General features: G+C 59.7%; 16 protein-coding genes. 10 read left to right on the plus strand and 6 right to left on the minus strand.

Features of this window, described 5'->3' with window-relative positions:
* Positions 1–116: 116 nt before the first annotated feature.
* Genes lptB through QRN48_RS13575 form a run of 5 tightly spaced genes read right to left on the minus strand, consistent with a single transcriptional unit; the run spans position 117 to position 3,462 of the window.
* Positions 117–842, minus strand: coding sequence for an LPS export ABC transporter ATP-binding protein (gene lptB, locus QRN48_RS13555; protein WP_037014794.1), 726 nt, complete (start codon positions 840–842; stop codon positions 117–119).
* The gene (gene lptA, locus QRN48_RS13560) at positions 842–1,384 is read right to left on the minus strand and encodes a lipopolysaccharide transport periplasmic protein LptA (protein WP_037014791.1); all 543 of its coding nucleotides are present in this window, start codon (positions 1,382–1,384) and stop codon (positions 842–844) included. Before lptA ends, lptB begins: the two co-directional genes overlap by 1 nt.
* Positions 1,371–1,943 carry an LPS export ABC transporter periplasmic protein LptC gene (lptC, locus tag QRN48_RS13565; RefSeq protein ID WP_037014789.1) on the minus strand — a complete coding sequence of 191 codons (573 nt, stop codon included), beginning with the start codon at positions 1,941–1,943 and terminating at the stop codon, positions 1,371–1,373. The genes lptA and lptC overlap by 14 nt, the downstream gene beginning before the upstream one ends.
* A gap of 10 nt (positions 1,944–1,953) precedes the next feature.
* Complete coding sequence (kdsC, locus tag QRN48_RS13570; RefSeq protein WP_052075297.1) at positions 1,954–2,487, minus strand: 3-deoxy-manno-octulosonate-8-phosphatase KdsC; 534 nt, start codon at positions 2,485–2,487, stop codon at positions 1,954–1,956.
* A complete protein-coding gene (locus QRN48_RS13575) occupies positions 2,488–3,462 on the minus strand; it encodes a KpsF/GutQ family sugar-phosphate isomerase (RefSeq protein WP_037014787.1) in 975 nt (324 codons plus the stop codon). It lies immediately after the preceding gene.
* 308 nt (positions 3,463–3,770) lie between these two features.
* Here QRN48_RS13575 and QRN48_RS13580 point away from each other — a divergent pair, with 308 nt between their 5' ends.
* The 10 genes from QRN48_RS13580 (at position 3,771) to hisC (ending at position 11,800) form a co-directional block, all read left to right on the plus strand.
* Positions 3,771–4,580 carry an ATP-binding cassette domain-containing protein gene (locus tag QRN48_RS13580; RefSeq protein ID WP_037014785.1) on the plus strand — a complete coding sequence of 270 codons (810 nt, stop codon included), beginning with the start codon at positions 3,771–3,773 and terminating at the stop codon, positions 4,578–4,580.
* A complete protein-coding gene (gene mlaE, locus QRN48_RS13585) occupies positions 4,580–5,377 on the plus strand; it encodes a lipid asymmetry maintenance ABC transporter permease subunit MlaE (RefSeq protein ID WP_037014782.1) in 798 nt (265 codons plus the stop codon). The genes QRN48_RS13580 and mlaE overlap by 1 nt, the downstream gene beginning before the upstream one ends.
* Positions 5,377–5,844, plus strand: a complete 468-nt coding sequence (mlaD, locus tag QRN48_RS13590; RefSeq protein ID WP_191942949.1) for an outer membrane lipid asymmetry maintenance protein MlaD — start codon at positions 5,377–5,379, stop codon at positions 5,842–5,844. Before mlaE ends, mlaD begins: the two co-directional genes overlap by 1 nt.
* Positions 5,845–5,855: 11 nt before the next feature.
* Positions 5,856–6,509: an MlaC/ttg2D family ABC transporter substrate-binding protein gene (locus tag QRN48_RS13595; protein ID WP_037014772.1), complete on the plus strand. Its 654-nt coding sequence runs from the start codon at positions 5,856–5,858 to the stop codon at positions 6,507–6,509.
* Positions 6,506–6,811 (plus strand): STAS domain-containing protein, encoded by a 306-nt coding sequence (locus QRN48_RS13600; protein ID WP_191942950.1) that lies wholly within the window; start codon positions 6,506–6,508, stop codon positions 6,809–6,811. The genes QRN48_RS13595 and QRN48_RS13600 overlap by 4 nt, the downstream gene beginning before the upstream one ends.
* A gap of 114 nt (positions 6,812–6,925) precedes the next feature.
* Positions 6,926–7,165 carry a BolA family protein gene (locus QRN48_RS13605; RefSeq protein WP_037014766.1) on the plus strand — a complete coding sequence of 80 codons (240 nt, stop codon included), beginning with the start codon at positions 6,926–6,928 and terminating at the stop codon, positions 7,163–7,165.
* A gap of 23 nt (positions 7,166–7,188) precedes the next feature.
* Positions 7,189–8,454, plus strand: coding sequence for a UDP-N-acetylglucosamine 1-carboxyvinyltransferase (murA, locus tag QRN48_RS13610; protein ID WP_037017356.1), 1,266 nt, complete (start codon positions 7,189–7,191; stop codon positions 8,452–8,454).
* Positions 8,455–8,619: 165 nt separating this feature from the next.
* A complete protein-coding gene (gene hisG / locus QRN48_RS13615; RefSeq protein WP_037014763.1) occupies positions 8,620–9,255 on the plus strand; it encodes an ATP phosphoribosyltransferase in 636 nt (211 codons plus the stop codon).
* A gap of 155 nt (positions 9,256–9,410) precedes the next feature.
* The gene (hisD, locus tag QRN48_RS13620; protein ID WP_191942951.1) at positions 9,411–10,739 is read left to right on the plus strand and encodes a histidinol dehydrogenase; all 1,329 of its coding nucleotides are present in this window, start codon (positions 9,411–9,413) and stop codon (positions 10,737–10,739) included.
* A 2-nt stretch (positions 10,740–10,741) separates the two neighbouring features.
* Positions 10,742–11,800, plus strand: a complete 1,059-nt coding sequence (gene hisC / locus QRN48_RS13625; protein ID WP_191943102.1) for a histidinol-phosphate transaminase — start codon at positions 10,742–10,744, stop codon at positions 11,798–11,800.
* A 27-nt stretch (positions 11,801–11,827) separates the two neighbouring features.
* Here hisC and algW read toward each other — a convergent pair whose 3' ends face one another.
* Positions 11,828–12,991 (minus strand): Do family serine endopeptidase AlgW, encoded by a 1,164-nt coding sequence (gene algW / locus QRN48_RS13630; protein ID WP_191942952.1) that lies wholly within the window; start codon positions 12,989–12,991, stop codon positions 11,828–11,830.
* Positions 12,992–13,050 lie beyond the last annotated feature (59 nt).

Raw genomic sequence — 13,050 nt, forward strand, 5'->3', positions numbered from 1 at the left:
CTTAAGCAAATTATATGCCTGAAGCAGGAGGGTTTGCCTAGAGCGTGATGACAATTAAAAGCGAGGCGGCGACGGAGCGTATGCGGCTCGTCGCCCGATGCCCCGTCATCACTCGGTCAGAGCCGGAACTCGTGACCCAGATACACTTCCTTGACCAACTGGTTGGCCAGGATGGATTCAGCGTTGCCCTCGGCAATCAATTGCCCATCGTTGACGATGTAGGCGGTTTCGCAGATATCCAGCGTTTCACGCACATTGTGGTCAGTGATCAGAACACCGATCCCTTTAGCCTTGAGGTGGTGAATGATCTGCTTGATGTCGCCAACGGAGATCGGGTCAACGCCGGCAAAGGGCTCATCGAGCAGAATGAATTTTGGCGAAGTGGCCAGTGCTCGGGCGATTTCGACGCGGCGACGTTCGCCGCCTGAAAGGCTCATGCCCAGGTTGTCGCGGATATGGGTGATGTGGAATTCCTGCAGCAGGCTTTCGAGCTCCTTGCGGCGGGCGGCGCGATCGAGTTCCTTGCGGGTCTCCAGGATCGCCATGATGTTGTCCGACACCGAGAGCTTGCGGAAGATCGACGCTTCCTGGGGCAGGTAGCCGATGCCGGCGCGTGCACGGCCATGCATCGGCTGGTGGCTGACGTCCTGGTCGTCGATCAGGACGCGACCCTGATCGGCCTGGACCAATCCCACGATCATGTAGAAGCAGGTGGTCTTGCCGGCGCCGTTCGGGCCGAGCAGGCCGACGATCTGGCCGCTCTCGATGGACAGGCTGACGTCACGTACGACCTGACGGCTTTTATAGGCCTTGGCCAGGTGTTGGGCTTTCAGCGTCGCCATTACTGGGCCTTCTGCTGGTCGGTTTTCTTTTTCGGCTGGATGACCATGTCGATGCGCGGACGCGGCGCAGTCACCTTGGTGCCATTGGCACGGCCAGCGTTGACGACCTGCTTGACGGTGTCGTAGACGATTTTCTCGCCTTCGGAGGTGTTGCCGTCATTGACCACTTTGGCTTTGTCGATCAGGACGATGCGGTTCTGGGCCGCGAAGTACTGAATGGTGACGCCCCATGCCTGAACGATGGGCTTGTCCACGCTGGGCTTCTGCTCGTAATAGGCCAGGTTGCCCACTGACGTGAAGACGTCCACGTCACCTTGTGGCGTACGGGTGATGGTCACCGTGTTACCGGTGATTTTCATCGTGCCCTGAGTAATGATGACATTGCCCTTGTAGGTGGCGATGCCCTGCTTGTCGTCCAGTTGCGCGTCATCCGACTGAATATGGATGGGTTGATCGCGATCCGTCGGCAGAGACCAGGCGCTCGCGCTTCCCAGTGCTGCGCCCAGGCCGAGCAAAAAAGGAAGGGTTTTAACGAGCCTCATACTGTCCTCTTACGTTGGATAGCAGGTTCATCCTGCTTTCTTTCAGATACGCTTTCATACCCGTGCCGGTCGTTACACCGCCAAGACCGTCGATTCTAACGGGTTGGGCAGTTTCCGCATATTGCTTCTGAGGGAATACAGTCATGCGGCTGCTGGTGATGATGGTGGTGCGGTTCTTCTCGTCGGTGCGGTTGATGCGCACCGAGTCGATCAGTTCGACATGATCACCGCCCGGCGATACTTCAGCGCGAACGCTCTGCACATGCCACGGGAAGGTTGAGCCCCGATACATCTGCAGCACCGGCGTAGTCATCAGCGTGACGTCGGTGGCTTTCAGGTGCTCGACCTTGTCCGCGGTCATGTCGTATTGCATGGTCCCGTCGGGCAGGTACTGGATGCTGTGGGCATTGGTGGCGTAATAGTCGACAGCGCTTTCATCCACGGCAGCCTTGGGTTGATCAAGGAAGCTCTCGGGGCTGATGTTCCAGTAGCCGACCGCGGCCAGCAGCAGCGCCAGCACACCGAACAGCAGAAACGTACGAAACTTTTTGCTCAGCATAAATGCACTTCTATAGGTAGGCGGCGTGAGCCGCTTCGAGGTTGCCCTGAGCGTTCAGGATCAGCTCGCAGAATTCGCGGGCAGCGCCTTCGCCGCCACGTGCCCGGGTGGTGCCATGTGCATGCTCGCGCACAAACCCGGCGGCGTTGGCGACAGCCATGCCCAGGCCTACGCGGCGTATCACAGGCAGGTCAGGCAGATCGTCACCCAGGTACGCGACCTGTTCGTAGCTTAGATTCAGTTGCTGTAAAAGCTCGTCCAGAACCACGAGCTTGTCTTCGCGGCCCTGATACAGATGAGCGATACCAAGATTTTTTGCACGCCGCTCTACCACGGGGGTCTTGCGGCCACTGATGATTGCAGTCGCCACACCCGAATTGATGAGCATCTTGATGCCTTGCCCATCGAGGGTGTTGAAAGTCTTGAACTCGCTGCCGTCTTCGAGGAAATACAGACGACCATCCGTCAGCACGCCATCGACGTCGAAGATGGCCAGTTTGATGTTCTTGCCGCGTTGCATCAGGTCGTTCATATCGGCGCTCATTTACATGACTCCTGCACGAAGCAGGTCTTGAAGGTTGAACGCGCCAACCGGGCGATCGTTCTCGTCGACCACAATGAGTGCGCCGATCTTGTTGTCTTCCATGATTTTCAGCGCCTCGGCTGCAAGCATTTCGGGGCGCACGGTCTTGCCGTGTACGGTCATGACCTCATCGATGGTCGCCAGGCGTATGTCGATGGGGCGGTCGAGCGTGCGCCGCAGATCGCCGTCCGTGAAGATGCCGGCGAGACGGCCGTCGCTTTCGAGGATGGCCGTCATGCCCAGGCCCTTGCGCGTCATTTCCATCAGCGAGTCACGCAGCGGCGTGCCTCGCGCCACCTGGGGCAGGTTCGCGCCAGTGTGCATGACGTGCTCGACCTTCAACAGCAGCCGGCGGCCAAGCGCCCCGCCGGGGTGGGAAAACGCGAAATCTTCAGCGGTAAAGCCTCGGGCGTCGAGCAGCGCGACGGCCAGGGCATCCCCCATGACGAGCGCCGCCGTAGTGGAGGAGGTCGGCGCCAGATTGAGCGGGCAGGCTTCTTTTTCGACCCGTGCATTGAGATTGACATCAGCGGCCTTGGCCAGCGTCGACTCCGGGTTACCGGTGAGGCTGATCATTTTGATGCCCAGGCGTTTGATCAGTGGCAGCAGCGTGACGATTTCGGCCGTCGTGCCCGAATTGGACAACGCCAGGATGATGTCGGCGCTGGTGATCATGCCCATGTCACCGTGACTGGCCTCAGCCGGGTGCACGAAAAAAGAAGGAGTGCCCGTGCTGGCGAGGGTCGCGGCGATCTTCTTGCCAATGTGCCCTGATTTGCCCATGCCGACCACGACCACGCGGCCCTGACTGCCCAGAATCAGGTCGCAGGCGCGGACGAAATCGGCATTGATGTGCGCGAGCAAACCTTCCACGGCTTCTATTTCAAGGCGGATGGTGCTCTGTGCCGATTCAATCAGGTCGCGGGCATTGGACATATCGGAAGGGGTCGCTTGGTGAAAAGCCGGGGATTATAGCGGCAATGTTCAAAAGCCTCACGCTTCATCGCTGCTGTTTGTTTAATGAAGCGGCTGGTCCTTCAGCAGGCGCTTTAATAAGGCTGGCGACAGGTAGGAAATTTCAACGCAGTCTTTAATCCACTTCTTTGTTTGCGACTTGACACGTTGGAGCTTGGGCGGCGTATGAGAGCGGTGGTATAGTCCGCCGCTTGTTCGGCCCCTCCGAAAGTGTGTCGTTCGTCAAGAACGCGGCATCTGAGAGACAGGTTGCATCGCAAGGAGTTTAGATGAGTGCCGATAACGCCTACGCGGTCGAGCTGAAGGGCGTTTCCTTCAAGCGCGGTACGCGCAGCATTTTCAATAATGTGGACATCCGCATTCCCCGGGGCAAAGTCACCGGCATCATGGGGCCATCGGGCAGTGGTAAAACCACGCTGCTGCGACTGATGGGAGCACAATTGCGCCCGAGCGCAGGCGAAGTGTGGGTCAACGGCCAGAATTTGCCGAAGCTTTCGCGCAGCGATCTGTTCGATGCCCGCAAGCAGATGGGCGTGCTTTTCCAGAGCGGCGCGCTGTTCACCGATCTCGACGTTTTTGAAAACGTAGCGTTTCCGCTGCGGGTTCACACCAAGCTGCCTGAAGACATGATCCGCGACATCGTCCTGCTGAAGCTGCAGGCAGTCGGGCTGCGCGGTGCCGTGGAATTGATGCCTGACGAGCTGTCGGGCGGGATGAAGCGCCGGGTCGCACTGGCCCGGGCCATCGCGCTGGATCCGCAGATCCTCATGTACGACGAGCCCTTCGTCGGTCAGGACCCTATCGCAATGGGCGTGCTGGTTCGGCTGATCCGGCTGCTCAACGATGCGTTGGGTATCACCAGTATCGTGGTGTCTCATGACCTCGCCGAAACCGCGAGCATCGCCGACTATCTGTATGTCGTCGGCGACGGCCAGGTTCTGGGGCAGGGCACGCCGCAGGAACTCATGCAATCGGATAACCCTCGTATACGTCAGTTCATGACGGGCGATCCTGACGGGCCGGTACCTTTCCATTATCCGGCACCGGATTATCGCGAAGATCTTTTGGGGAAGCGCTGATGCGCAGAAAGTCATTGATGGATCGCGTACGCCTGATGGGGCGCTCCGCGATCGACATAGTTGCAGTACTGGGGCGTTCGGGCATTTTTCTGGTTCACGCATTGCTGGGGCGTGGTGGAATCGGCGGCGGTTTTCAGCTGCTGGTTCGTCAGTTGCACTCAGTGGGCGTCATGTCGCTCGCCATCATCGTCGTGTCGGGTGTGTTCATCGGCATGGTGCTGGCCCTGCAAGGGTTCAGCATTCTTGCCAAGTATGGATCCGAGCAGGCTGTGGGGCAGATGGTCGCCCTGACGCTGCTGCGTGAGTTGGGCCCGGTAGTGACCGCGCTGCTGTTCGCTGGTCGTGCAGGCTCTGCACTGACCGCCGAAATCGGCAACATGAAATCCACCGAGCAGCTGTCCAGTCTGGAAATGATTGGCGTCGACCCCCTCAAATATATTGCTGCCCCGCGTCTTTGGGCGGGCTTCATTTCGTTGCCGGTGCTGGCGCTGATTTTCAGCGTGGTCGGCATATGGGGTGGTTCGTGGGTGGCGGTGGACTGGCTGGGCGTCTACGAAGGCTCTTTCTGGGCCAACATGCAGAACAGCGTTTCGTTTTCCGATGATGTAATCAACGGTGTCATCAAGAGCGTGGTATTCGCTTTTGTCGTCACCTGGATTGCCGTGTTCCAAGGCTATGACTGCGAGCCCACGTCCGAAGGGATCAGTCGCGCCACGACCAAGACCGTCGTGTACGCCTCGTTGGCCGTATTGGGCCTGGACTTTATTTTGACCGCCTTGATGTTTGGAGACTTCTGATGCAAAACCGCACCCTCGAAACCGGTGTAGGCCTGTTTCTGCTGGCCGGGATTCTGGCTTTGCTCCTGCTCGCCCTGCGCGTCAGCGGTCTGAGCGCCAGCGCGACCAACGACAGCTATAAACTTTACGCAAATTTCGACAATATCGCCGGTTTGACTGTCAGAGCGAAAGTGACCATGGCCGGTGTGACCATCGGCAAGGTCACTGCAATCGATCTGGATCACGATACCTTCATGGGCCGTGTGACGATGGAAGTGGACAAGCAGGTCAACAATCTGCCTTCGGACTCCACCGCCTCTATCCTGACCGCAGGCCTGCTGGGTGAGAAATACGTCGGCATCAGTGTTGGCGGCGATGATCAGCTGTTGAAAGACGGCGGCACCATCCATGACACCCAGTCCTCGTTGGTACTTGAAGACCTGATCGGTAAATTCCTGCTCAATTCAGTGGGCAAAGACGCCAAATGAGGAGTTTTTTCATGATCTCGATTCTGCGCCGTGGCCTTCTGGTGCTACTGGCCGCGCTGCCTTTGTTCGCTAACGCAGCAGCGTCCGATTCCGCACACGATCTGGTTGACCGTACCACCAAGCAATTGCTGGCGGATCTCTCGGCCAACAAGGAAACCTACAAGTCCAATCCTCAGGCCTTCTACGATGCGCTCAACGGTATCGTCGGCCCGGTCATCGACGCTGATGGCATCTCCAAAAGCATCATGACCGTGAAGTACTCGCGCAACGCCACTCCGGCGCAGATGCAACGCTTCCAGGAAAACTTCAAGCGCAGCCTGATCCAGTTCTACGGCAACGCGCTGCTTGAGTACAACAACCAGGGCATCACTGTTTCCCCGGCCAAGCAGGAAGCGGCTGATCGCACTTCCGTCGACATGTCGGTCAAGGGCAACAATGGCGCGGTCTACCCGGTTTCCTACACGCTCGTCAAAATCGGCGGTGAGTGGAAGGTGCGCAACGTGATCATCAACGGCATCAACATCGGCAAGCTGTTCCGCGATCAGTTCGCAGATGCCATGCAGCGCAACGGTAACAACCTGGACAAAACCATCGACGGTTGGGCCGGCGAAGTCGCCAAGGCCAAGGAGACCTCCGAAGCGTCCAGCGACAAGGTCGTCAAATGAGTCAAGCGTCCGTAACTGCCGCTGGCGGCGGGGAGCTGATGCTCACCGGCGTGATCGACTACCGGACCGGCCCCGCCTTGCGTGAGCAGGGCGCGGCGCTGATCAAGGCAAGCATCGCCGCAGGGTTGACGCTGGATTGTTCCGGTGTCCAAAAGTCGAGCAGTGTAGGTCTGGCTTTGATTCTTGCCTTCATGCGGGATGCGCAGGCGTTGAATAAGTCACTTACCGTTCAGGCTTTGCCCGAGGACATGCAGGAAATCGCCCAGGTATCGGGCCTGACCGAGTTGTTGCAGCACCATTAATTGCTTTCATCATTCAAGCCCCTCGTCCGTCCCTTTCAAAGTAGGGTTCGCAACGAGAGGGCTTTTTTGTATGATGGCCGACCCGCGCGCGTAGGGCGCCGATAGAGGTTAAGCATGCAGGCCGTAGAAGTTAAAAGCTTCCTGGAAGCGAAGTTGCCAGACATCCAGGTCGAAGTTGAAGGCGAAGGCTGTAATTTCCAGCTCAACCTGATTAGCGACGAACTGGCCGCACTGAGCCCGGTCAAGCGCCAGCAGCAGATCTACACGCATTTGAACCCATGGATCGCCGATGGCAGCATCCACGCGGTCACCATGAAATTTTTCAGCCGCGCTGCGTGGGCCGAGCGCACCTGAGCCAAAACGGCGTCGAGATTCCAATGGATAAACTGATTATTACTGGCGGCATTCGTCTTGATGGCGAAATCCGCATCTCCGGGGCGAAAAACTCTGCCCTGCCGATTCTCGCAGCCACGTTGCTGGCTGATGGTCCCGTGACCGTCGCCAACCTGCCGCACCTGCACGACATCACCACCATGATTGAGTTGTTCGGTCGCATGGGTATCGAGCCGATCATCGACGAGAAGCTCAGCGTCGAAATCGATCCTCGCACCATCAAGACGTTGGTAGCTCCGTACGAATTGGTAAAGACCATGCGTGCGTCCATTCTGGTCCTGGGCCCTATGGTTGCCCGTTTCGGTGAAGCCGAAGTCGCACTGCCTGGCGGCTGCGCCATCGGTTCGCGTCCGGTCGATCTGCACATCCGTGGTCTTGAAGCCATGGGTGCGATCATCGACGTGGAGGGCGGCTACATCAAGGCCAAGGCGCCGGAAGGCGGGCTGCGTGGTGCGAATTTCTTCTTCGACACCGTCAGCGTGACCGGCACCGAAAACATCATGATGGCCGCTGCTCTGGCCAACGGCCGCAGCGTCCTGCAAAACGCCGCGCGCGAGCCGGAGGTCGTCGATCTGGCGAACTTCATCAACGCCATGGGCGGTAAAGTTTCGGGTGCCGGCACTGACACCATCACCATCGACGGCGTGAAACGCCTGGGCTCAGCGACCTATCGCGTGATGCCTGACCGTATCGAAACCGGCACCTATCTGGTGGCAGCGGCGGCGACTGGCGGTCGTGTGAAGCTCAAGGACACCGATCCGACCATCCTGGAAGCAGTGCTCGACAAGCTTCGCGAGGCCGGCGCCGAAATCACCACCGGCAATGACTGGATCGAGCTGAATATGCACGGCAAGCGTCCGAAAGCGGTCAACGTGCGCACTGCGCCGTACCCGGCTTTTCCGACCGACATGCAGGCGCAGTTCATCTCGCTCAACGCCATCGCCGAGGGCACTGGCGCGGTCATCGAAACCATCTTCGAAAACCGCTTCATGCACGTGTATGAAATGCACCGCATGGGCGCGCAGATTCAGGTTGAAGGCAACACTGCGATCGTCACCGGTTGCACCAAGCTCAAGGGCGCGCCAGTCATGGCCACTGACCTTCGTGCTTCGGCGAGCCTGGTGATCTCCGCTTTGGTGGCTGAAGGCGACACGCTGATCGACCGCATCTACCACATCGACCGTGGTTACGAGTGCATCGAAGAAAAACTGCAGATGCTGGGCGCGAAGATCCGCCGCGTTCCAGGCTAGTCCGCTGCCGCACGCTCGCCCGGGTCGATGTGAATAACCCGGGCAGCGTGCCCGGCCACTGCGCCTAGACCTTCTGATTCGTTTCACTTCGGCCCACTAAGGCCGGAGGTTGCCGGGCGCCAGTTGCGACCCGGCGCGCGCTGCTGATAAGGACTGACGTTTCCCATGTTGACCATCGCACTGTCCAAGGGCCGTATCCTGGATGACACCTTGCCGCTTCTCGCTGCGGCGGGCATCGTGCCGACTGAAAATCCGGACAAGAGCCGCAAGCTGATCATCCCGACCACCCAGGACGACGTACGCCTGCTGATCGTCCGTGCGACAGACGTGCCGACCTATGTCGAACACGGCGCGGCCGACCTTGGCGTTGCCGGCAAGGACGTGCTGATGGAGTACGGCGGGCAGGGGCTTTATGAGCCACTGGACCTGCAGATCGCTCAGTGCAAATTGATGACAGCCGGCGCCGTCGGCGCGGTCGAGCCCAAGGGCCGGCTGCGCGTGGCGACCAAATTCGTCAACGTTGCCAAGCGCTATTACGCCGAGCAGGGGCGTCAGGTCGACATCATCAAGTTGTACGGCTCCATGGAGCTGGCGCCGCTGGTGGGTCTTGCCGACAAGATCATCGACGTGGTCGACACCGGCAATACGCTGCGTGCCAACGGCCTTGAGCCGCAGGAGATGATTGCTCACATCAGCTCGCGTCTGGTGGTGAACAAGGCATCGATGAAGATGCAGCATGCGCGTATTCAGTCACTGATCGACACCCTGCGCACTGCCGTGGAGTCGCGACACCGCGGTTGACTGCATCGCGTGCCCCTCAACGGGGTGACGCCCAGCTATCCGTGTCATAGCCAAATTTCTCAGGTGCCCGCGCGGATGGCTTGCTAGCTTAGGCAGTTGCCTATCCCGGCAATTGAAATCGCCACCTGAGAAATCGCCATATTGAGGCCCACGCTATGACCACTTCCAATGCCATTCGCCGACTCAACGCTGCCGATCCGGACTTCTCCCGTCATCTGGACCATCTGTTGAGCTGGGAAAGTGTGTCTGACGACTCGGTCAATGAGCGCGTGCTGGACATCATCAAGAACGTGCGCGAGCGCGGCGATGCAGCCCTTGTGGAGTACACCCGGCGCTTTGACGGGCTGGACGCGGCCTCAATGGCAGACCTGATTCTGCCCCGCGAGCGTCTGGAACTTGCGCTGACCCGAATCACGCCTGCTCAGCGGCAGGCGCTCGAGAAAGCTGCCGACCGTGTGCGCAATTACCACGAGCGGCAGAAGCAGGATTCCTGGAGCTACACCGAAGCCGACGGTACCGTGCTGGGCCAAAAAGTCACTCCGCTGGACCGCGCCGGCCTCTACGTGCCGGGAGGCAAGGCGTCCTATCCGTCGTCAGTGCTGATGAACGCCATTCCGGCGAAGGTCGCGGGCGTGGGTGAAGTGGTCATGGTCGTCCCGACACCTCGCGGCGAGCTCAACGAACTGGTGTTGGCGGCGGCCTGCATTGCGGGAGTGGACCGGGTATTCACCATCGGCGGCGCCCAGGCGGTTGCAGCACTGGCGTATGGCACCGAGAGCGTTCCGCGGGTCGACAAGGTAGTGGGTCCGGGGAACATCTATGTGGCCACTGCGAAGCGTCACGTCTTCGGCCAAGTGGGCATCGACATGATTGCCGGTCCGTCGGAGATTCTGGTGGTCTGCGATGGCCACACCGATCCAGACTGGATCGCCATGGACCTGTTTTCCCAAGCCGAGCACGACGAAGACGCCCAGGCGATTCTGGTCAGCCCGGATGCCGAATTTCTGGATCGAGTCGCAGCGAGCATCGCCAAACTGATGCCGACCCTGGAGCGCGCTGAAATCATCCAGACCTCGATCAATGGTCGAGGCGCTCTGATCAAGGTGGCCGACATGGCTCAGGCAATCGAAGTGGCGAACCGCATCGCGCCGGAGCACCTTGAGTTGTCGGTGGCCGATCCCGAAGCCTGGCTGCCGCAGATTCGCCACGCCGGTGCGATCTTCATGGGGCGTCATACCTCCGAGGCGCTGGGCGATTATTGCGCAGGCCCCAATCACGTGCTGCCCACCTCGGGCACCGCACGCTTCTCGTCGCCCTTGGGCGTCTACGACTTCCAGAAACGCTCCTCGATCATTTTTTGCTCGGAGCAGGGGGCATCGGAACTGGGGAAAACCGCCTCGGTGCTGGCGCGCGGGGAGTCCCTGACCGCCCACGCACGCAGCGCTGAATACCGCATCGTCGACACTGAACAAGAGGGCAAATGAGCATGAGCAAATTCTGGAGTCCCTTCGTCAACGAACTCGTGCCGTACGTGCCCGGCGAGCAGCCCAAGCTGACCAGGCTGACCAAGCTCAACACCAATGAGAATCCGTATGGCCCGTCGCCCAAGGCGATCGAAGCGATGCGTGCAGAGGTCAACGACAACCTGCGTCTGTACCCGGACCCCAACAGCGATTTGCTGAAACAGGCCGTGGCACGCTACTACGGCGTGGAGGCGAATCGGGTGTTTTTGGGCAACGGTTCGGACGAAGTGCTGGCCCACGCCTACAATGCATTCTTCCGGCAGGACAAGCCGCTGCTGTTCCCGGACATCAGCTACAGCTTCTACCCGGTGTATTGCGGGCTGTACGGCGTCGACTTTGAGGCGGTGCCGCTCGACGATCAATTCCAGATTCGCCCGGCAGATTACGCGCGCCCCAATGGCGGCATCATCTTTCCCAATCCGAACGCGCCTACCGGCTGCCTGCTCGCACTCGAAGCCGTCGAGCAGATCATCAGCAACAGCCCGGATTCGGTGGTGATCGTCGACGAGGCGTACATCGACTTCGGTGGCGAAACCGCCATCAGTCTGGTGGACCGTTATCCCAACCTGCTGGTCACCCAGACGCTGTCCAAATCGCGTTCGCTCGCCGGGCTGCGGGTTGGCCTGGCGGTGGGGCATCCGGATCTGATCGAGGCGCTGGAGCGGGTCAAGAACAGTTTCAACTCCTACCCGCTGGACCGCATGGCGATCGTGGGTGCAGCAGCCGCATTTGATGACCGTGAGTATTTCGAGGCCACCTGCCAGCGCGTGATCGCGGACCGCGAAACCCTCGTTGAGCAGCTCAAGGGCAAGGGTTTCGAGGTGCTGCCGTCCGCCGCCAACTTCATCTTCGCCCGCCATCCCCAGCATGATGCCGCCAGTCTGGCAGCCAGGGTGCGCGAGCAGGGTGTGATCGTGAGGCACTTCAAGCAGGCGCGCATCGCGCAGTTTTTGCGCATCACCATCGGCACGCCTGAACAGAATCAGGCGCTGGTGGAGGCACTGGGCGATTTGTCGATCTGAACCAAAGGCGGCTTGAGCGGCCGCCGATCAATTCTCCGCTGCAGGCGCTGTGGTCTGCGGCGGACGAACGCCAACCTCGGCGGTCAGCTTCAATTCCTTGCCGTTACGCATGACCTGAATGGCGATTTTGTCGGTCGGTTTGGTCCTGGCCACCTGGTTCATTGACCGGCGGCCGTCGCCTGCAGGCTCGCCGTTGATACTCAAGATCACATCGCCCAGCTGCAATCCGGCCTTCTGCGCGGGTCCGTCGCGAAAAATCCCCGCGACGACAATGCCCGGTCGATCCTTGAGGCCAAACGATTCCGACAGCTCTTCCGTCAGCGGCTGGACCTCGATCCCCAGCCAGCCGCGAATCACCTGACCGTGCTCGATGATGGATTTCATCACCTCAAGCGCCAGCTTGGTCGGAATGGCGAAGCCAATGCCTTGCGAGCCCCCGGACTTGGAGAAGATCGCTGTGTTGATCCCGGTCAGATTGCCGTTGGCATCAACCAGCGCGCCCCCTGAGTTGCCGGGGTTGATGGCGGCGTCCGTCTGAATGAAGTCCTCATAGGTATTGAGGCCCAGTTGATTACGCCCGGTGGCACTGATGATGCCCATGGTAACGGTCTGGCCAACGCCGAACGGGTTACCGATGGCCAGTGCAACGTCACCGATGCGGATGCTGTCAGAACGACCAAGCGTGATGGAGGGCAAGTTTTTGAGGTCGATCTTCAGCACTGCAAGGTCGGTCTCCGGGTCGCTGCCCACCACCTTGGCGATCGTCTCGCGGCCGTCCTTCAGTGCCACCACTATCTGGTCAGCCCCGGAAGTCACGTGGTTGTTGGTCAGCAGGTAGCCTTCGGGGCTCATGATCACGGCCGACCCCAGGCTTGACTCCATGCGCCGCTGCTTGGGTAGGTTGTCACCGAAGAAGCGCCGAAACTGCGGGTCTTCGAACAACGGGTGGTTGGGCTTGTTGTTATTGACCATTTTGGTCGTGTACAGGTTGGCCACCGCCGGGGCAGCACTGCTGACTGCGTCTGCGTACGAGATCGGGCCTTGTTGTATGAAGGTGGGTTGCGGCGCTTGCTGCAGGTTGACGTCCTGGCTGGGCAGCCCGACCCACTCGGGGTAACGCTGGATAATCAATAAAGCGATAAGCACACCAGCGAGCAAGGGCCAGCCGAGAAAACGCAGCGCTTTGAACATTGAGCGGAGTCCTGAAGGTAGAAGCGCCTGACTGCGCCATAATGGCCGGCATTATACGA

It is taken from the genome of Pseudomonas sp. ME-P-057 (genome assembly GCF_030208975.1).
Classification (GTDB): domain Bacteria; phylum Pseudomonadota; class Gammaproteobacteria; order Pseudomonadales; family Pseudomonadaceae; genus Aquipseudomonas; species Aquipseudomonas lutea.